At 43.0% G+C, this 19,587-nt stretch carries 18 protein-coding genes; all 18 read left to right on the top strand.

Annotated elements, in window-relative coordinates; genetic code table 11:
• The first annotated feature begins 14 nt into the window (after nt 1-14).
• The 18 genes from nusA (at nt 15) to dapA (ending at nt 19,069) form a co-directional block, all read left to right on the top strand.
• The gene (gene nusA, locus V1502_RS07485; protein WP_409253738.1) at nt 15-1,139 is read left to right on the top strand and encodes a transcription termination factor NusA; all 1,125 of its coding nucleotides are present in this window, start codon (nt 15-17) and stop codon (nt 1,137-1,139) included.
• A 12-nt stretch (nt 1,140-1,151) separates the two neighbouring features.
• Nucleotides 1,152-1,421: an RNase P modulator RnpM gene (gene rnpM, locus V1502_RS07490; protein WP_409253739.1), complete on the top strand. Its 270-nt coding sequence runs from the start codon at nt 1,152-1,154 to the stop codon at nt 1,419-1,421.
• Nucleotides 1,422-1,435: 14 nt separating this feature from the next.
• Nucleotides 1,436-1,753 (top strand): YlxQ family RNA-binding protein, encoded by a 318-nt coding sequence (locus V1502_RS07495; protein ID WP_409254301.1) that lies wholly within the window; start codon nt 1,436-1,438, stop codon nt 1,751-1,753.
• A gap of 4 nt (nt 1,754-1,757) precedes the next feature.
• Complete coding sequence (gene infB / locus V1502_RS07500; RefSeq protein WP_409253740.1) at nt 1,758-3,911, top strand: translation initiation factor IF-2; 2,154 nt, start codon at nt 1,758-1,760, stop codon at nt 3,909-3,911.
• Complete coding sequence (locus tag V1502_RS07505) at nt 3,911-4,189, top strand: DUF503 domain-containing protein (RefSeq protein ID WP_409253741.1); 279 nt, start codon at nt 3,911-3,913, stop codon at nt 4,187-4,189. Before infB ends, V1502_RS07505 begins: the two co-directional genes overlap by 1 nt.
• A gap of 45 nt (nt 4,190-4,234) precedes the next feature.
• On the top strand, nt 4,235-4,594 hold the full coding sequence (rbfA, locus tag V1502_RS07510) for a 30S ribosome-binding factor RbfA (RefSeq protein ID WP_409253742.1): 360 nt from the start codon (nt 4,235-4,237) through the stop codon (nt 4,592-4,594).
• Nucleotides 4,595-4,988: 394 nt separating this feature from the next.
• The gene (truB, locus tag V1502_RS07515) at nt 4,989-5,894 is read left to right on the top strand and encodes a tRNA pseudouridine(55) synthase TruB (RefSeq protein ID WP_409253743.1); all 906 of its coding nucleotides are present in this window, start codon (nt 4,989-4,991) and stop codon (nt 5,892-5,894) included.
• A gap of 19 nt (nt 5,895-5,913) precedes the next feature.
• Nucleotides 5,914-6,864, top strand: a complete 951-nt coding sequence (gene ribF, locus V1502_RS07520; protein ID WP_409253744.1) for a bifunctional riboflavin kinase/FAD synthetase — start codon at nt 5,914-5,916, stop codon at nt 6,862-6,864.
• A 128-nt stretch (nt 6,865-6,992) separates the two neighbouring features.
• A complete protein-coding gene (rpsO, locus tag V1502_RS07525; protein ID WP_006837488.1) occupies nt 6,993-7,262 on the top strand; it encodes a 30S ribosomal protein S15 in 270 nt (89 codons plus the stop codon).
• A 364-nt stretch (nt 7,263-7,626) separates the two neighbouring features.
• A complete protein-coding gene (pnp, locus tag V1502_RS07530) occupies nt 7,627-9,747 on the top strand; it encodes a polyribonucleotide nucleotidyltransferase (protein WP_409253745.1) in 2,121 nt (706 codons plus the stop codon).
• Between the two features lie 653 nt (nt 9,748-10,400).
• Nucleotides 10,401-11,402, top strand: coding sequence for a polysaccharide deacetylase family protein (locus tag V1502_RS07535; protein WP_409253746.1), 1,002 nt, complete (start codon nt 10,401-10,403; stop codon nt 11,400-11,402).
• Between the two features lie 33 nt (nt 11,403-11,435).
• Nucleotides 11,436-12,680, top strand: coding sequence for a M16 family metallopeptidase (locus V1502_RS07540; protein ID WP_409253747.1), 1,245 nt, complete (start codon nt 11,436-11,438; stop codon nt 12,678-12,680).
• Nucleotides 12,681-12,981: 301 nt separating this feature from the next.
• A complete protein-coding gene (locus V1502_RS07545; RefSeq protein WP_409253748.1) occupies nt 12,982-13,215 on the top strand; it encodes a YlmC/YmxH family sporulation protein in 234 nt (77 codons plus the stop codon).
• A gap of 786 nt (nt 13,216-14,001) precedes the next feature.
• Complete coding sequence (gene dpaA, locus V1502_RS07550) at nt 14,002-14,895, top strand: dipicolinic acid synthetase subunit A (RefSeq protein WP_409253749.1); 894 nt, start codon at nt 14,002-14,004, stop codon at nt 14,893-14,895.
• A 5-nt stretch (nt 14,896-14,900) separates the two neighbouring features.
• Entirely contained in the window at nt 14,901-15,497 is a 597-nt protein-coding gene (gene dpaB, locus V1502_RS07555; protein WP_409253750.1) for a dipicolinate synthase subunit B, read from the top strand.
• 295 nt (nt 15,498-15,792) lie between these two features.
• On the top strand, nt 15,793-16,845 hold the full coding sequence (gene asd / locus V1502_RS07560; RefSeq protein ID WP_409253751.1) for an aspartate-semialdehyde dehydrogenase: 1,053 nt from the start codon (nt 15,793-15,795) through the stop codon (nt 16,843-16,845).
• Nucleotides 16,846-16,944: 99 nt separating this feature from the next.
• On the top strand, nt 16,945-18,183 hold the full coding sequence (gene dapG / locus V1502_RS07565) for an aspartate kinase (RefSeq protein ID WP_409253752.1): 1,239 nt from the start codon (nt 16,945-16,947) through the stop codon (nt 18,181-18,183).
• 13 nt (nt 18,184-18,196) lie between these two features.
• Nucleotides 18,197-19,069, top strand: coding sequence for a 4-hydroxy-tetrahydrodipicolinate synthase (gene dapA, locus V1502_RS07570; protein ID WP_409254302.1), 873 nt, complete (start codon nt 18,197-18,199; stop codon nt 19,067-19,069).
• Nucleotides 19,070-19,587 lie beyond the last annotated feature (518 nt).

A 19,587-nucleotide genomic window follows, 5' to 3' on the forward strand; every position in this document is an offset into this window, starting at 1 on the left:
GGGATGACATTACAATGAGTTCACAGTTACTTGAGGCTCTAAATGTACTTGAAAAAGAAAAAGGCATCTCTAGAGATGTAATTATTGAAGCGATTGAGGCGGCACTCGTTTCTGCTTATAAGCGGAACTTTAACCAGGCGCAAAATGTCAGGGTTGACCTGAACTTGGAAACAGGATCCATGCGCGTATTCGCAAGGAAAGAAATCGTTGACGAAGTCTTTGACTCCCGTCTGGAGATCTCCCTGGAAGATGCCAAACAAATTAACCCTGGATATGATACAGGTGACGTGGTGGAACTCGAAGTCACGCCAAAAGACTTCGGCCGCATCGCAGCACAAACGGCCAAGCAGGTTGTTACACAGCGTGTAAGAGAAGCAGAACGCGGAATTATCTACTCTGAGTTTGCTGACAGAGAAGAAGATATCATGACAGGGATTGTCCAAAGGCAGGATGGCCGCTTCATCTATGTGGCACTAGGAAAGATTGAAGCACTACTTCCAGTAAACGAGCAGATGCCGAATGAATCCTACAAACCACATGACCGAATCAAAGTGTTCATCACAAAAGTCGAGAAAACGACGAAAGGTCCTCAAATCTTTGTATCCAGGACTCATCCGGGACTGCTTAAGCGGTTGTTCGAGATTGAAGTGCCTGAAATATTTGACGGCACCGTGGAAATTAAATCCGTTGCGCGCGAGGCCGGTGACCGCTCTAAAATCTCGGTGGCTGCCTCGAATGAAGAAATCGATCCTGTTGGTGCGTGTGTTGGAACACGCGGAGCCCGCGTCCAGGCAATCGTAAATGAACTAAAAGGCGAAAAAATCGACATCGTTCATTGGTCGGAAGATCCAGTTACATTTGTTGCAAACGCTTTGAGCCCGTCCAAGGTATTGGATGTACAGGTGGATGAGGAAGGGAAGGCAACAACTGTTGTCGTGCCTGACTATCAACTGTCCCTCGCAATTGGAAAAAGAGGTCAGAATGCCCGCCTTGCGGCAAAATTGACAGGCTGGAAGATTGATATTAAGAGTGAAACCGATGCACGCGAGCTGGGGCTGTACCCGCGAAACGATGAACCGCTTCTTCCTGTAAATGAAGATGAGGACTATGAAGATAATCTCTCTGAAGATCTGGAATAAAGGTGATAACTGATGAGTACGAAAAAGAAAATCCCTTTAAGGAAATGCTTGGCCACCGGGGAAATGAAACCTAAAAAAGAAATGATCAGAATTGTACGTTCTAAGGAAGGCGACGTTTCCATCGACCAGACAGGTAAGAAATCAGGGAGAGGCGCATATCTTTCAAAGACGAAGGATGCAATTCAAACAGCTAAAAAGAAAAATGCAATAGCCAATCAATTACAGGCAAAAGTGGATGATTCAATTTATGATGAACTGCTTTCGTTAGTGGATAAGGAGTAGTTCACGATTATATGATGCAGGAAAATCGATGGATGTCTCTGCTAGGATTGGCCAATCGGGCACGCAAAGTAATTTCAGGCGAAGAGCTTGTGATTAAGGATATCCGCAGCAAAAAGGCGAAGCTTGTCATTCTTGCAGGCGATGCATCTGAAAATACCAAAAAGAAAATTACGGATAAATGCAGCTTCTATGAAGTGCCTGTTTATCAAGTGGATGACAGAGGTGTTCTCGGACGAGCAATCGGAAAAGAAGCAAGGGTGACCGTTGCAGTACTGGATGCCGGCTTTGCTGCGAAGATTTCCAAGCTGCTCGATGAATCTCAATGGGGGTGAACATATGAGCAAAGTACGTATATACGAATACGCAAAAAAGCATAACGTATCAAGTAAAGACGTTATTTCAAAACTAAAAGAAATGAATATTGAGGTATCAAATCATATGGCAACACTGGAAGATGACACCGTTAAGAAGCTAGACAAATCATATGGCGGCAAAACTGAAGGATCTTCAGATAAAGCACAAAAGAACGAAAAAGCGAAAACTGGAGCTCCAAAAGACCGCGAAGGTAAAAAGGCTGAACAGCAAAGTCAGTCTAAAGAGAAAAAAGTGTTTAACAACAATAAAAAAGGTAAAAACAACAATAGGCCTAATAACAACAGACCTAACAATAACAAGTCAAACAAGAACAACAGAAATAACCAAACAAACAATCAGCCGCAGAAGAAAAAGGAAAAAGAACTTCCGGCAAAGATTACGTTCTCTGAGTCACTGACTGTTGCAGAGCTTGCGAAGAAACTTCATCGTGAACCTTCTGAAATCATCAAGAAGCTGTTCATGCTTGGGGTTATGGCTACTATCAATCAGGAGCTTGAAAAAGAAGCTATTGAATTGGTAGCTGGGGAATATGGTGTGGAAGTAGAGGAAGAGATCCTTGTTGATAAATCCGATCTTGAAGTATACTTCACTGAAGATGAAGAAGGAGACCAAGTTGAACGTCCTTCTGTTGTAACCATTATGGGTCATGTTGACCACGGTAAAACAACGCTTCTCGATTCCATTAGAAACACGAAAGTGACTGAAGGAGAAGCAGGCGGTATCACACAGCATATCGGTGCCTACCAAATTGTTGAAAACGGCAAAAAAATCACCTTCCTTGATACACCGGGACATGCTGCCTTCACTACGATGCGTGCCCGCGGTGCTCAAGTAACGGATATTGCGATCATTGTCGTGGCGGCAGATGACGGTGTCATGCCGCAGACGGTAGAAGCAATCAACCATGCTAAAGCGGCAGAAGTGCCGATTATCATCGCTGTGAACAAAATGGATAAAGAGGCCGCGAACCCTGACCGTGTGATGCAGGAACTTACAGAGTATCAACTCGTTCCTGAAGCATGGGGCGGAGATACAATCTTCGTACCTCTTTCTGCCCTGAAAGGCGAAGGAATCGATGATTTGCTTGAAATGATCCTGCTTGTAAGTGAAGTGGAAGAATTGAAAGCTAATCCAAACCGCTTGGCTCAAGGTACTGTTATAGAAGCAGAACTTGATAAAGGCCGCGGTTCTGTGGCAACACTCCTTGTTCAAAATGGAACACTGAGAGTAGGCGATCCTATTGTTGTAGGTACGACATTTGGCCGTGTCCGTGCAATGGTCAATGATCTTGGCCGCAGAGTTAAAGAAGCTGGACCTTCTACCCCGGTTGAAATCACTGGATTGAATGATGTTCCTCAAGCAGGAGACAGATTCGTTGTATTTGAAGATGAGAAAACAGCACGTTCTGTCGGAGAGTCACGCGCTCAACAGGCGCTTCAGGCACAACGTGGTGAAAAATCCCGTGTAAGCCTTGATAATCTATTTGAACAGATGAAACAAGGTGAGATGAAAGACCTGAACATCGTAATGAAAGCGGATGTTCAAGGTTCAGTTGAAGCATTGGCTGCATCTCTTCAAAAAATTGAAGTGGAAGGTGTAAATGTCAAGATCATCCACACTGGTGTCGGTGCGTTAAACGAGTCAGACATTACACTTGCGGCTGCTTCAAACGCGATTGTCATTGGATTCAATGTCAGACCTGATGTCAATGCCAAGCGTGCAGCAGAAGCAGAAGGTGTCGAGATCCGCCTTCACCGCATCATCTATAACGTAATAGAAGAAATCGAGTCTGCCATGAAAGGTATGCTTGATCCTGAGTATGAAGAGAAAATTATTGGTCAGGCAGAAGTCCGTCAGACATTTAAAGTGTCTAAAGTCGGCACAATTGCGGGAAGCTATGTAACAGACGGGAAAATCACCCGTGACAGCGGTGTCCGCGTAATTCGTGATGGAGTTGTCATCTACGAAGGCGAGCTGGATGTCCTGAAACGCTTCAAAGATGATGTGAAAGAAGTTGCGACAAACTACGAGTGCGGTATTACAATCAAGAACTTTAATGATATCAAAGAAGGCGATATCATCGAGGCGTTTGTAATGCAGGAAATCAAAAGATAATGATCGCTTATGTGGAATGTGAGTTTATTATCCATGATTCTCATTCTCTTAAGGAAAAAAGAGCGGTGCTTCAGCGGGTATTGACCCGCTTGAAGCAAAAATATAATGTGGCGGTTTCAGAAATTGACCATCAGGATGTATGGCAGCGGACAAGGATTGCCATTGTCACTGTCGCGTCTTCAAGTCAATCCGCCCGTTCTGTCATAGACAGTGCTCTGAAGGTTACAGATTCGTTCCCCGAATGGGAAAGAGGAGAAACAGTACACGAACTTCTTTAGTCATTCAAGCTTCAGATATAAACAAGGAAGTAAGAGGTGATATTGATGAGCCATCGTTCTAACCGTGTTGGCGAGCAGATGAAAAAGGAGCTCAGCGATATTATCGGACGAAAAATCAAAGACCCGAGAGTCGGCTTTGTAACAGTTACCGACGTTGAAGTGTCAGGCGATCTGCAGCAAGCCAAAGTGTATATCACAGTTCTTGGTGATGAAGAACAAAGGGAAAACACTTTGAAGGGATTGGCAAAAGCTAAAGGATTTATTCGTTCGGAAATCGGACAGCGAGTTCGTTTGCGCAAAACACCTGAACTCATTTTTGAATTTGATGAATCGATCGATTATGGAAACCGTATCGAGTCATTGCTTAAAAAAATTCAAGATGAACCTGAAGAAAAGCAGGACTGATTTTCCGGCAGGAAAGACAGCAAATTTCTTCATAATGAACAAAGGCTGACCAAGAGATTTTGGTCAGCCTTTTTCTTTGGTGGAATAGAGCCCTTTCCTTTTTTTCTCTTAGGGTTATTTAACCCCGAGGGGCTGGGTGCTGCAAAAAGACGTCCCGCTAGTCCCGCAGGAGGTCGCACACCTTCCACTCCAATCAATACTGTAAGCCAATGTTAATCCTAAAATTATTTTATGTATTTAAAAACCTAAAAAGTTTAAGTTAAATCGAATTTTAGTCTCATTAAATGTTTCTTTATTTATCCATATTTATCATTACATGGATATGAAGTGAAATTTCTTTCAAAGTGAATTTTTAAAAAAGAATCAATAAGTTAAACGAAAGGCAGGGATAGACATGAATGGCATTCTACCACTATGGAAGCCAAGAGGAATGACCTCCCATGATTGTGTCTTCAAAGTCAGGAAGATGCTTAAGACAAAGAAGGTTGGACATACAGGCACACTGGATCCTGAAGTGACAGGTGTCCTTCCACTCTGCATCGGCAGGGCCACCAAAGTTGCCGAATATATCACCAATAGCGGAAAAGCGTATGAAGGTGAGGTGACCATTGGCAGGTCGACAACCACAGAAGATGCATGGGGGGAAACGGTCGAAGAAAAGCGGGTGACCGAATCTTATACCAGAGAGCAAGTCTTGGACCTTCTATATTCTTTCAAAGGTGAAATAACTCAAACACCTCCCATGTTTTCAGCTGTAAAGGTGAATGGAAAACGTTTGTATGAGTATGCAAGAGAGGGGAAAATCATTGAACGGCCCTCCAGGACAGTAACAATTCATGATATCGAGCTGCTCGATGACCGTGAGTGTTTTAAGGGGGACACAATCAGCTTTAAATTTAGAGTTTCTTGCAGCAAGGGCACCTATATAAGGACCCTGGCAGTCGATATCGGTGGAAAGATGGGATATCCGGCTCACATGTCTGAATTGAAAAGAATACGATCGGCTTCTTTTACAGAAAAAGATTGTGTCACTTTTGAAGAATTAGAAGAACTGATAGAGTCAAGGGAAGTGGACCGAGCTTTGTTTCCAATCGAACAGGGTATCTCTCATTTGCCGAAATGGGATTTAAGTGATACATTAGCTATGAAAGTAAAGAACGGGGCAGTGCTCAATATGCCGGAAAAGTGGCCGGATAATCAAGTTGCTATGAACCATTGTGGAAAGACATTGGCGATCTATCAGGCACATCCAGAAAAACCAGGCATCATTAAGCCTGTTAAAGTTTTATTTAATGATTAGCGAAAATAGGTGAGGTAACATGAAGGTTATTACGGTCCATCATCCCCATTCATACAATTCCGCTGATTTTCCACCTTTATCAATGGCTTTGGGATATTTTGACGGTGTTCACAAGGGGCATCAAAAGGTGATCAATACGGCGGTAATGGAGGCAGAGAACCGGAACTTAAAAAGTGCAGTAATGACATTCGACCCGCACCCTTCGGTGGTACTCGGACGAAAACATAAGCACGTTCATTATATTACACCGCTTGAGGACAAGATCAATCTGATTGAATCATTGGGAGTCGATTACTTGTTCATTGTCAGGTTTACTTCGGATTTTGCCAATTTGCACCCTCAGGAGTATGTAGACCAATATATTATCAATTTGAACGTAAAGCATGTTTGCGCCGGCTTTGATTTTTCTTACGGCAAATTGGGTAAAGGCAATATGGAAACATTGCAATTCCATTCCAGAGGGCAATTTACGTATACAACTGTCCATAAGCTCACAGACCATGAGGAAAAGATCAGTTCAACTGCAATCAGGGAATCCCTCAGTGAGGGTGATGCGGCTAAGGTGAAAAATTTACTGGGCCGTTATTACACGACTTCAGGAACAGTTGTTCATGGAGATAAGCGCGGAAGAAAGATTGGATTTCCCACAGCTAATATCGAGCTTTCCGATGACTACATCACTCCGAAAATAGGTGTATATGCTGTCAGGATATTTGTTCAGAATCAATGGCATAATGGAGTAGCAAACCTTGGCTATAAGCCGACATTCAATAATCCGGATGACAAGGTTCTTTCCATTGAGGTTCATATCTTTGACTACAATGCTTCCATCTATGGGGAAGAAGTGAAGGTTGAATGGCATCAATATATCCGTTCGGAACGGAAATTCGACGGGATTCAGCAATTGATTGCCCAAATTGAGAAAGATAAGCAGGAAGCTATCGCTTACTTTCAAAAATTATTCGTTTAGACTTGATTTATGTTGTAAAAAGTAGTATTCTAATTAACGTATGACAATGAACCTTCACTTGGCAGCACGATTCACCAACGTTTGCTGGGTCAAAGGGGATTTTGAAAGAATATTAGGAGGTGAATTGGATGGCTATCACACAAACACGTAAAAACGAACTAATTAACGAGTTCAAAACTCACGAGAACGATACTGGTTCTGCAGAAGTTCAAATTGCTATCCTTACAGAAGAAATTAACACTTTGAACGACCATTTACGTACTCATAAGAAAGACCACCACTCTCGTCGCGGTCTTTTGAAAATGGTAGGTCGTCGTCGTAATCTTTTAACGTACCTACGTAATAAAGATGTTGCGCGCTACCGTGATTTGATCAACAAATTAGGTTTACGCCGATAAGTGACTCAGAAGCGGGATTTTTTCCCGCTTTTTATTTAGGTTTAAGGCACACACCATAAGGGAAATACTGCTAATCAAACAATCAAGAATGAAGCAGCAAAAAGCATTTTGCTTTTTCATTTTTGATTGTTTACTTTCATCCATTTGAAAGTTTGCGAATTTTTCGCTGGCCAGTATTTTTCGATGGTTGTGCTGATGGCTTTATAATTCTGGAAAGGACCCCATCAGGGAATATTCTTTTACAGGATTAGTCAAAATACATATAAAAGTCGCTTATTTCAATTAAAAATTGTGTATATATCTGCTTCAAGGGTATGAGAGAAACCGAATACTCTTAATTGAGAAGTAAAGAGAGGGGTTCATTATGGAACAAGAAACAAAAGAGTTTTCCATAGATTGGGCAGGCAGGAAATTAACAGTAGAATATGGCCAGCTGGCAAAACAGGCAAATGGTGCCGTGCTGATCCGCTATGGAGATACAGCTGTACTTAGCACTGCTACAGCATCTAAACAACCGAAGCCGCTGGATTTCTTCCCGTTGACTGTCAACTATGAAGAGCGTTTGTATGCAGTAGGTAAAATACCTGGAGGGTTCATTAAGCGTGAAGGTCGTCCAAGTGAAAGGGCTGTCTTGACGAGCCGCTTGATCGACCGTCCCATCCGCCCGCTATTTGCTGATGGATTCAGAAATGAAGTTCAGGTAATCAGCATGGTCATGAGTGTGGACCAGGACTGTTCATCGGAGATGGCAGCAATGTTCGGATCTTCACTTGCATTGACGGTTTCTGATATCCCGTTCGAAGGGCCGATTGCTGGAGTTCAAGTTGGTCTGATCGAAGGCGAATTCATCATTAACCCTAATGTTGAACAGCTGGATAAAAGTGAAATCAACTTGATTGTAGCCGGAACAAAGGATGCCATCAACATGGTTGAAGCTGGAGCCGATGAAGTACCAGAAGAAACAATGCTTGAAGCTATCATGTTCGGTCACGAAGAGATCAAAAGACTGATCTCCTTCCAGGAAGAGATTGCCGCCCAGGTCGGCAAGGAAAAGATGGAAGTCGAACTTTATAAGATCGATCAGGATATTGAAGCAGAAGTCCGTGGACTCTGTGAAGAAGATATGATCAAAGCGATCCAAGTGCAGGAAAAACATGCGCGTGAAGCAGCTATTAAAGTGGTTAAAGATGACGTCATCGCTAAATTCGAAGAGAAGGAAGCAGATGAGGATCAGCTTAAACAAGTAAAGCAGGTGCTGGACAAGCTTGTGAAAGGTGAAGTCCGCCGATTGATTACAGAAGATAAAGTCCGTCCTGATGGACGCGGACTAGACGAAATCCGCCCATTGGCTTCTCAAGTAGGCTTAATGCCGAGAACTCATGGATCAGGTTTGTTCACCCGCGGACAGACGCAGGCTTTGAGTATTTGTACTCTGGGTGCGTTGGGTGATGTTCAGGTAATTGATGGGCTGGGTCTTGAAGAATCCAAGCGCTTCATGCATCACTACAACTTCCCGTTATTCAGTGTAGGGGAAACGGGACCGATCCGCGGACCGGGACGCCGTGAAATTGGACACGGAGCTCTAGGTGAAAGAGCCCTTGAACCAATCATCCCTAATGAGAAGGACTTCCCTTATACCATCCGCCTGGTTTCTGAAGTTCTGGAATCCAATGGTTCTACTTCACAGGCAAGTATTTGCGCAAGTACTCTTGCGATGATGGACGCCGGTGTTCCGATTAAGGCACCTGTCGCCGGTATTGCCATGGGACTGATTCAGTCAGGTGAGCATTATTCAATTTTAACTGATATTCAAGGCATGGAAGATCATCTGGGAGACATGGATTTCAAAGTTGCCGGTACTTCTAAAGGGGTTACAGCCCTGCAGATGGATATCAAAATTGAAGGCCTTTCAAGAGAAATCCTTGAAGAAGCCCTTCAGCAGGCTAAGAGCGGCCGCATGCATATCCTTGACAGCATGCTTTCAACGATTTCCGAATCCCGCGGTCAATTGTCTCAGTATGCGCCTAAAATCCTTACAATGTCCATTAATCCTGATAAAATCAGAGATGTCATTGGGCCTAGCGGTAAACAGATCAATAAAATCATTGAAGAAACCGGCGTGAAAATTGACATCGAACAAGACGGTTCAGTATTCATTTCATCAACAGATGAAGAGATGAATAAAAAGGCCAAGAAAATCATTGAGGACATCGTCCGTGAAGTCGAGGTCGGTCAGTTGTATCTTGGTAAAGTAAAACGCATTGAAAAATTCGGTGCCTTTGTTGAAATCTTCAATGGAAAAGACGGTCTCGTTCATATCTCTGAACTTGCAGAGGAACGAATCGGCAAAGTTGAGGATGTAGTCAGCATAGGAGACGAACTCCTAGTAAAAGTAACTGAAATTGATAGACAAGGCCGTGTGAACCTTTCCCGTAAGGCTGTATTGAAAGAACAGCGTGAAAAAGAAGAGCAGGCTCAAAAATAAACTCCAGGAAGCTGACCGGAAACGGTTGGCTTCTTTTTATTAGGCTTTTTTCTAAAAATTTGTTGCTACTTAATATGAAGTTCAAGAGATATAGCCATAATTCACAGCAGAGATTAACCTGTTAAACCAGAAAGAAAAGAGCTATCACCCTGTTCAGTTAGATAAGCCCTTGTACCCGAGGGACAAATCCGGCCCTTAGGATTTGTCCGATATCAACTATCTATACGAATACAGCCTTTTATTAGATCTTCCGGATTGATTTTTACTGACGAATTGCTTCTGCCAGTAGTACTATGTTTTCGTGGATAAAAAGGCCATTGGCTTCAACTCATAGACAGACCACTAGACATGTGGCCGGCTGGAGGGTCTGGCAATCACTGCCTAAGAACAGTTGTGGGTAATGCATCTGCAGCCGCTTCTTTTAGAGCTGTTATTATTCTGCTTTGGCTGTCAGAACTGTACTCTTCAAAGATAGGAAGTCCAGCCGGTTGGCAGGTGGGAAAGTACCATCATCTTTCACCAATTACTAACTACGGATATGTGCTGAAAATACTGATAATAGACCCAGGAAAATACTACTCGGCTATTCCCCATAAGTTCTACCTTGTCCTTCTCCATCATATGCTGTTAGGGATAAGAAAGGGTGAGGAAGGATGAATTACAAGGTACTATTCGGAATGACCATCTGTGTCGTTGCTGCCATCATTTCTGTCAGCAATCCTATGACATCACAATATGTAGCGGGGTTAAAAGAAGGAGCAGTTATAACCGTCGATGCCAAGCCGGAAAAATTGCTCTCAAGAATTAAGCAGGAAGCAGAGAAATACGACATTCCACCAACTGATGCTAAAAATGATCCCGTTTGGAAAGGGACTCCTGGTTACAATGGCTTAAAGGTGAATATAAAGAGTTCTTATGAGAAAATGAAGGATGAAGGCGTGTTTGACAGTGAGCGTTTAGTGTTTGACCAGGTATCTCCTGAAGTGCACCTGTCAGATCTCCCTCCTCTGCCTATTTACAGAGGAAACCCAGAGAAACCGATGGCTTCGTTCATTATTAATGTTGCGTGGGGAAATGAGTATATACCGGGCATGCTTGCCACGCTGAAGAAGCATCAGGTATATGCGACATTCTTTTTGGAAGGACGTTGGGTGAAAGAGAATCCTGACCTGGCGAAGATGATTGCCGATTCAGGCCATGAAATTGGGAATCACTCCTATTCACATCCCAAAATGGAGACACTTTCAGGTGCAAGAATCAGGGAGGAGATTTCAAAGACGAATGATATCATTGAAGCAACGACAGGCAAAAAAGTGAAATTATTTGGTCCTCCAAGCGGAGGCTTCAATGAAGAAGTCGTTAAAATTGCAGGCGAGTATAAAATGCAGACAATTTTATGGAGTGTTGATACAATAGACTGGCAAAAACCTGCACCAAGTGTCATAGTAGAGAGAGTCACCACAAAACTTCATAAAGGTGCGCTCATTCTAATGCACCCGACATCATCTACATCCTCAGCATTGCCTGCACTCATTGCAGCAATTAAACAGGAAGATTTAAGAATTGGAACAGTCTCTAGTTTACTGAAGGAAGAAAGAATTATAAAAACAGGAAATAATTCTCTCCTAAAAGGAAAAAGTAATCATAAGAACTAGTAGATGTTGACAACATGAACAGGAGGAATTTTTTTGATAAAAAAACATACATGCTCAAATGGTCTAAGAATAGTTCTGGAAGAAATTCCGACTGTCCGTTCCGTCGCAATCGGCATATGGATCGGTACTGGATCTCGTCATGAGAATAAAGAAAATAATGGGATTTCCCATTTCCTTGAACATATGTTTTTTAAAGGAACGGAAACAAGAAGTGCACGCGAAATCGCTGAATCCTTTGACAGCATCGGCGGCCAGGTGAATGCTTTCACTTCCAAAGAATATACATGCTATTATGCAAAGGTCCTGGACAACCACGCCAAATATGCTTTAGAGACCCTTGCCGATATGTTCTTTAATTCTGCTTTTGATGAAGAGGAATTGAAAAAAGAAAAAAATGTAGTATATGAAGAAATTAAAATGTATGAAGATACACCTGATGACATTGTGCATGATGTCTTAAGCAAGGCAGTGTACGAAAATCATCCATTGGGTTACCCGATTCTGGGCACTGAAGAAACCCTTGATACATTCAACGGCCAGACATTAAGAGAGTATATGCACAACATGTATACTCCGGATGATGTGGTCATCTCTGTTGCAGGAAATATTGATGCTTCTTTTATTAAGGAAGTCGAAAATCTGTTTGGGAAGTATGAAGGCGGGAAAGGCCATGAGCCAAATGAAGCACCGTCTTTCAACCACAATAAAGTGTCTAAGAAAAAAGAGACAGAACAGGCACACTTATGCCTTGGCTATCCTGGATTGCAAATTGGTCATGATGATATTTACAGCCTGATCGTTTTGAATAATGTCCTGGGCGGAAGCATGTCATCGCGCTTATTCCAGGAGGTACGTGAACAAAGAGGGCTCGCTTATTCTGTGTTCTCTTATCATTCTGCGTATGAGGACAGCGGTATGTTAACCATTTACGGCGGCACAGGAGCGAAGCAATTGAACCAGTTGTTTGATACAATTCAGTCCACTTTGGCTACATTGAAAGCTGAAGGAATCACTTCAAAAGAACTGGCAAACAGCAAGGAACAGTTGAAGGGGAACCTGATGCTAAGCCTGGAGAGCACCAACAGCCGAATGAGCCGAAACGGTAAGAATGAATTACTGTTGAAAAAACATCGTTCACTCGATGAAATCGTCGAAGAGATTGATGGTGTGACAATAGACAGGGTCAACAACCTAGGCAAGGAAATCTTCAATAATGATTTCTCTGCTGCGTTAATTAGTCCTGATGGAGAAATGCCGGCAAACATAAAAAATTCTTAAAGAAAAGCTTCAGTCCTTCTGGCCTGAAGCTTTTTGCTTATATTGCAGGATTATGTCGGTATAAGTGTTTTATGGATACACCAAGTTACTCCATAAAATAGCATCCGGCTGCGGAGTCACTATCGAGTGGGAATCTTAAGCTCATACTACGTAAAGAGCCGCTTACAGCATTCTTTGCAGTATAAATTTGGATTTCTCACTTCTAAAATGGAAAAGCACTTTATACATTAGTTATAAGGATTCTGTTGGTGGCGAGCCAATATGATGAAAGGACAAATTCGATAAAGAGCGGAGGTTTCATATGCGGCTTAGTGAATTGAGCGGGAAGGAAATTGTTGATTACAAAAGAGCAGAAAGGCTTGGTGTGCTGGGACAGACCGACCTGGAATTCAATGAGCGTACTGGGCAGATCAATGCACTGGTGATTCCGACAGGGAAGTGGATGAGAAAACAAAACAGCGAAATCAGGGTGCCCTGGCATCATATTCGGACTATTGGATCCGATATGATCATCCTAGAGGTCGCGGAGGATTAGGAAACTGCTTCCAAGGCGTACATGACTGATATAATTTTAAGTGGAAATCCCTCTTTGGAGGGGTTTTTATTTTGCCTTCGTCTTTTTGTATTTCATTCATTGCCAGGAGCGTAAAACCAACGATTTCAGATAGGAGGGGAATATAGAGACGGATACAATTTCTTGGGGTAAGGCCGTTTTAAAGAGGTTATTTCGAAAACTTGGTCTATTTGCGTGAGGAATAGTCCATTTTTGCGGGCGGCTGATAAATTTGGTCCATTCCCGGTAGTAATAGTCCGTTTTTTCAAGAGCGCCTCAGAAATATTGTAAAGTCCCGCAAAGAGTAGTCCATCTTTTTAACATGCACCTCGGAAAACTGGTCAACCCTCCGCAAAGAATAGTCAATTGCTCCTCATAAATTTGACCCGTTCGACATCCTGCTTCTTTCCATAATATCCATTCAATCAGCGCGCGCCTCTAATTGCTGCAATGATGTCCTCCTGCCTTGCAATTTATCTCCCAATTGCAGTAGTTCACCCATCACATGTGGTACCTCAAAACCCCAACGCTGTATGGATGCATATGATTTAATAAGACCTGGGTTCTGCAGGCACACTCGCCAAAAAAAAGGCAGAGACAAGCTTGTATTCCAAACCGCCAGATAGGCAGGATGCACAACGGTTCAATGATAATATTGGTTAATTTCCTTCCGCCACTCACCTATTGCCTGTGCCCTTCATACAATGTTGAAGTGATAAACCTTTGCAGGTGGCAACGCGATTACGTTAAAAGAAGGTGAAAGCATTGATGTTGACTGGAATGCAGATCGCAGTCTTAGGCGGAGATGCTCGTCAACTCGAGATTATTCGTAAGCTTACAGAGCTCGATGCGAAAATATCCTTAATTGGATTTGAACAATTGGACCATGCTTTTACAGGTGCGGTTAAAGAAAAGATAGATGAAGTTGAACTTGATTCAATGGATGCCATTATCCTTCCAGTTCCAGGGACCAACCTGGAGGGGGAAATTGAAACGATTTTCTCCAATGAAAAGATAAAACTTACAGAAGAGATTTTGAAAGGTACCCCTTCCCATTGCAAAGTCTATTCAGGGATTACGAACAAATATCTGAACGCGATTACTTCCTCGGCAAAGAGGGAACTGGTGCAGTTGTTTGAACGGGATGATGTGGCCATTTATAACTCCATTCCCACAGTGGAAGGGACCATCATGATGGCAATCCAGCATACTGACTTTACCATACATGGTTCCAGTCTGATTGTGCTGGGACTGGGACGTGTGGGGATGAGTGTCGCAAGGACTTTCCACCATCTGGGCGCACGGGTAAGGGTAGGAGCGAGAAAAAGCGAACATTTGGCGCGTATTACAGAGATGGGACTCCAGCCGTTCCACTTGGATGACTTAGAGAACGAGGCAAAAGATTGTGACATGCTTATTAATACGATTCCTGCACAAGTGGTTAATGCCGGTGTCATTGCGAAGATGCCCGCACATACCCTAATCATCGACCTGGCATCCAAGCCGGGCGGAACTGACTTCAGGTATGCTGAAAAACGTGGTGTGAAGGCCCTTCTTGCACCTGGCCTGCCGGGAATAGTAGCTCCTAAATCAGCGGGACAGATTCTGGCTAACGTATTGTCTCAGCTCTTGCTTCAAGATTTAACATCAAGAAAGGAGTAATCAGCATGAGTGTTAAAGGAAAACGTATCGGATTTGGTTTGACGGGTTCACATTGTACCTATGACGCTGTATTTCCAGAGATTGAAAGACTGGTGAACGAGGGAGCTGAAGTCATTCCCGTAGTGACCTCTACAGTGAAGCATACTGTAACAAGATTTGGAGATGGCGAGGATTGGATTAAAAGAATTGAGGAAGTAACCGGGAATAAAGTAGTCGACACCATTGTAAAAGCTGAGCCTCTGGGACCTAAACTGCCGCTTGACTGCATGGTCATCGCTCCACTAACAGGAAATTCAATGAGCAAATTTGCAAATGCGATGACAGATTCCCCCGTGCTGATGGCTGCCAAAGCTACGTTAAGAAACCATCGTCCAGTCGTACTGGGCATTTCTACAAACGATGCATTGGGTCTGAATGGCGTTAATTTAATGAGGTTGATTTCTGCCAAAGATATCTACTTTATTCCATTTGGGCAGGATGATCCGGAAAAGAAGCCGAAATCTATGGTGGCAAGAATGACGAGGCTGCTGGAGACAGTGGAAGCGGCTATGGAAGGAAAACAGCTGCAGCCCGTAGTAGTAGAAAGATATCTCGATGAATAAATGATGCTTTGAAATTTTCCTGAAGATTCATAGTGGATGGAAGCTTTCGCAGCACAGTGAATGAATGCCGCTCCATTCCGGGGGCGGTTTTGGCTTGCCTGAAAACGAAGGGTTTGCAGCAAGCCTGCATGATAAATGCACCTTGGTAAGAATAATTCCCACTGAAACAAAGAAAAAATGATATTGTCCGACTATTGTTTATGATAAAATACTCTTTATTACGGTAAATGATTAAATTGTTTTCATCCCGAAATTTAGAGTTTTAGATTTATATGGTCTGGAAGGAGAATATACTATGAACGCAAATGGATTTCATGTAGCGGTTGTCGGTGCAACAGGCGCAGTCGGCCAGCAAATGATCAAAACACTGGAGAGCAGGGATTTTCCGATCGGAAAATTGACTCTTTTATCTTCCGCTCGTTCAGCGGGAAAGAAAGTTACTTATAAAGGTGAAGAAATAACGGTCCAGGAGGCCAAACCTGAAATATTTGATGATATTGATATTGCTCTGTTCAGTGCAGGCGGAAGCGTGTCAAAAGAGTTGGCACCTGAAGCGGCAAAGCGCGGAGCTGTTTGTATCGATAATACAAGTGCTTTTAGAATGGACCCTAACGTACCGCTTGTTGTTCCAGAGGTCAATGAAGAGGAAATCAGAAACCATAATGGCATTATTGCCAATCCTAACTGTTCTACCATTCAAATGGTAGCTGCACTTGAGCCGGTCCGCCAAAAATATGGCCTGCAAAAAGTAATCGTTTCAACCTATCAAGCAGTTTCAGGAGCAGGAGCTGCGGCGATCGATGAACTTCATGAGCAAACACAGGCGATATTGAATGGGGAAGAGCCAAAAGCGGAAGTCCTTCCGGTAAAGAGCGGTAACAAACATCATCAAATTGCCTTTAACGCTATCCCTCAAATTGATAATTTTGAGGAGAACGGATACACATTTGAAGAGATGAAAATGATTAACGAAACAAAGAAAATTATGTCTATGCCTGAACTGAAAGTAGCTGCGACATGTGTAAGGCTCCCGATTGTCACAGGACATTCCGAATCTGTATATTTTGAAATTAAAGATGAAAATGTAACTGTAGAAGATATCAAATCGTTATTGAAAGACGCACCTGGTATTGTACTGCAGGATTCACCTGAAGAACAGCTGTATCCTATGCCGGCAAATGCGGTGGGAAGTAATGATATTTTTGTAGGCAGAATCAGAAAAGACCTTGATGACAATCATGGCTTCCATATGTGGGTTGTTTCTGACAATCTGCTCAAGGGCGCTGCCTGGAATTCTGTCCAAATCGCCGAAAGTCTGGTAAAACTCAATTTAATCGAAAAGAAATAAGCAGCTTGAGAGGTATATTTGATACTGAACACTTTTTTCATCCCTGAAATATATACAGCAAGCCTCTTGTTTTTATAATAAAAACATTGGGGTGTAGAAATGAAGATAACTGTTCAAAAGTATGGAGGAACATCGGTTCGTGATGAAAAGGGGCGTACAAGAGCGGCAGAGCATGTAAGAAAGGCGATTGAAGACGGTTATAAGGTCGTTGTTGTCGTTTCGGCCATGGGAAGAAAGGGAGAACCGTACTCTACGGATACCTTACTTTCTTTAATTAACGGAAAAGAAACGAAAGTGAGCAGAAGAGAACAGGATCTCCTTCTTTCCTGCGGAGAAACCGTTTCTACAGTCGTATTTACGAATCTGCTTTTAGAGCAGGGAATCAAAGCATCTGCCCTGACGGGAGCTCAAGCCGGTTTCCATACGAATAATGACCATACGAATGCGAAAATCACGGATATGAAGTGTGACCGTTTGATTTCCGAACTACAAGAAAACGAGGCAGTTGTCGTTGCTGGATTTCAGGGGATTTCTCCTAAAGGAGAAGTTACAACTATCGGCAGAGGGGGCAGTGATACATCGGCTGCCGCGCTGGGTGCAGCCCTGCATGCTGAGTGGGTAGATATTTTTACGGATGTTGAAGGAGTCATGACGGCCGATCCAAGGGTGACGGATAAAGCAAGGCCTCTATCTGTCATCTCATATAACGAGGTTTGCAACCTGGCAAACCAGGGAGCTAAAGTCATCCATCCCCGTGCAGTGGAAATTGCCATGGAAGCAAGGATTCCTATTCGGATTCGGTCGACCTATTCAAACAACCTGGGAACATTGGTAACTTCTTTGGAGAAAAAGAAGGAAAAAGGACTGGAAGGCGGGACGGTCACAGGAATTGCCCATGTTGAAAATTTGTCGCAGATTAAAGTATTCGCAAAGAAAGAACAGTATAATCTGCAGTCCGAAGTGTTCAAGGCAATGGCGAATGAAGACATTTCTGTTGATTTCATCAATATCTCACCTCAAGGGGTTGTCTATACTGTCCCATCAGATTTGACATCAAGGGCATTCAAGGTGTTGAAGAACCTGGGCCACGATCCATTAATTGAAACAGAATGCGCCAAAGTTTCAGTTGTCGGGGCAGGGATGAAAGGGGTGCCGGGAGTAACGGCTGCAATCGTGACAGCCCTTTCTGAAAATAATATCCGGATCCTTCAATCAGCAGACAGCCATACAACAATTTGGGTGCTGATTAAAGAAAAAGATTTAAAAATCGCAGTGAATGCTCTGCATGACTCTTTTCAACTGGAGGCAGATAGGAGTACACTGGGAATAGAAGAATGAAAAGGAGTGGAGAATAGTGCATTTTGGCCGCGTATCTACAGCAATGGTTACACCATTTGATAACAAAGGGAATGTGGATTTCCAAAAAACAACATTACTTGTAAACTACCTGATTGAAAATGGTTCTGATTCTCTTGTAGTTGGTGGTACAACAGGAGAGTCTCCTACTTTATCTCAGGAAGAGAAACTTGCACTTTTCCGTCATGTCGTCAAAGCAGTAAACGGCAGGGTGGCGGTAGTGGCAGGTACGGGTAGCAATAATACTTATGCTTCCGTTGAATTTACTAAAAAAGCAGCTGAAACCGGCATCGATGCAGTCATGGTTGTTGCACCATATTACAATAAGCCTAGTCAGGAAGGGATGTACCAGCATTTTAAAGCTGTGGCTGAAGCTACAACACTTCCGGTCATGCTTTATAATGTCCCGGGCCGTGCGGTGGCGAAAATCGCTCCGGAAACCATCATCAGGCTTTCTGAAATTGATAATATCACTGCGGTAAAGGAAGCGAGCGGAGATTTAGACGCGATGACCGAAATTATAGCCAATACACCGGATGAGTTTCTTTTATACAGTGGTGATGACGGCTTGACTCTACCGGTCCTGTCTATCGGCGGAACGGGAGTTGTGTCAGTAGCTTCTCATGTGATCGGCAATGAAATGCAGGAAATGATCAAGAAATTCCTTGAAGGCAGCCTGCGTGAAGCAACAAAACTTCATGGAAAACTACTTCCAGTTATGAACGAATTATTTGCGGCACCAAGCCCAACACCTGTAAAAACAGCTCTTCAACTAAAGGGATTAGATGTCGGTTCTGTACGACTGCCACTCATTCCGCTGACAGAAGAGGAAAGAAAACAACTTGCAAAAGTACTTGAGTTGAATTAATTAAAAAAACAAAACCGCTTGCCGAAGAGATTTTCGGAAGCGGTTTTTCTATAATTTTCAAATGAAATAGCTATTGAAAATTACAGATTTGTATGCTGATGAGCTGATAAACCTGCTTAGCGGCCAACCAACCTACAAATAATCACTTACTCCACGACCAAAAATTAATTGGGTCAATAGCCGTATAACGAACTTGAATACGCCTCGATGGTCCTATATACGAAGCGGTAAAATAACTTGTTGTTCAGAATTTATAATTGAAGCCTACATTCTATAACGAGGGGCATCATTTCGTGAAAATGTCAAAAGGATGTACCACGTTTAGGCAGCGAGGGGCATCATTTGGTGAAACTGTCAAAAGGATGTACCGCGCTCAGGCAGCCCATGTCCTCCTCCCACAAAAAATTTTAAATTATGCCCCCGGAAAGCCGGTGAACCATCATCACAAGAAAGATACCAAAATGACCCACGAACCTCAGACTAAGGGGGACCTCAGCTGTAAAACCCTAAAAATCTAT

The organism is Rossellomorea sedimentorum (assembly GCF_046237645.1).
Lineage (GTDB): Bacteria > Bacillota > Bacilli > Bacillales > Bacillaceae_B > Rossellomorea > Rossellomorea sedimentorum.

What these genes read in the sequence shown, in the direction of transcription:
- nusA (WP_409253738.1), top strand. Translation starts at nt 15, where the DNA reads ATGAGTTCACAGTTACTTGAGGCTCTAAATGTACTTGAAAAAGAAAAA.
- rnpM (WP_409253739.1), top strand. Translation starts at nt 1,152, where the DNA reads ATGAGTACGAAAAAGAAAATCCCTTTAAGGAAATGCTTGGCCACCGGG.
- V1502_RS07495 (WP_409254301.1), top strand. Translation starts at nt 1,436, where the DNA reads ATGCAGGAAAATCGATGGATGTCTCTGCTAGGATTGGCCAATCGGGCA.
- infB (WP_409253740.1), top strand. Translation starts at nt 1,758, where the DNA reads ATGAGCAAAGTACGTATATACGAATACGCAAAAAAGCATAACGTATCA.
- V1502_RS07505 (WP_409253741.1), top strand. Translation starts at nt 3,911, where the DNA reads ATGATCGCTTATGTGGAATGTGAGTTTATTATCCATGATTCTCATTCT.
- rbfA (WP_409253742.1), top strand. Translation starts at nt 4,235, where the DNA reads ATGAGCCATCGTTCTAACCGTGTTGGCGAGCAGATGAAAAAGGAGCTC.
- truB (WP_409253743.1), top strand. Translation starts at nt 4,989, where the DNA reads ATGAATGGCATTCTACCACTATGGAAGCCAAGAGGAATGACCTCCCAT.
- ribF (WP_409253744.1), top strand. Translation starts at nt 5,914, where the DNA reads ATGAAGGTTATTACGGTCCATCATCCCCATTCATACAATTCCGCTGAT.
- rpsO (WP_006837488.1), top strand. Translation starts at nt 6,993, where the DNA reads ATGGCTATCACACAAACACGTAAAAACGAACTAATTAACGAGTTCAAA.
- pnp (WP_409253745.1), top strand. Translation starts at nt 7,627, where the DNA reads ATGGAACAAGAAACAAAAGAGTTTTCCATAGATTGGGCAGGCAGGAAA.
- V1502_RS07535 (WP_409253746.1), top strand. Translation starts at nt 10,401, where the DNA reads ATGAATTACAAGGTACTATTCGGAATGACCATCTGTGTCGTTGCTGCC.
- V1502_RS07545 (WP_409253748.1), top strand. Translation starts at nt 12,982, where the DNA reads ATGCGGCTTAGTGAATTGAGCGGGAAGGAAATTGTTGATTACAAAAGA.
- dpaA (WP_409253749.1), top strand. Translation starts at nt 14,002, where the DNA reads ATGTTGACTGGAATGCAGATCGCAGTCTTAGGCGGAGATGCTCGTCAA.
- dpaB (WP_409253750.1), top strand. Translation starts at nt 14,901, where the DNA reads ATGAGTGTTAAAGGAAAACGTATCGGATTTGGTTTGACGGGTTCACAT.
- asd (WP_409253751.1), top strand. Translation starts at nt 15,793, where the DNA reads ATGAACGCAAATGGATTTCATGTAGCGGTTGTCGGTGCAACAGGCGCA.
- dapG (WP_409253752.1), top strand. Translation starts at nt 16,945, where the DNA reads ATGAAGATAACTGTTCAAAAGTATGGAGGAACATCGGTTCGTGATGAA.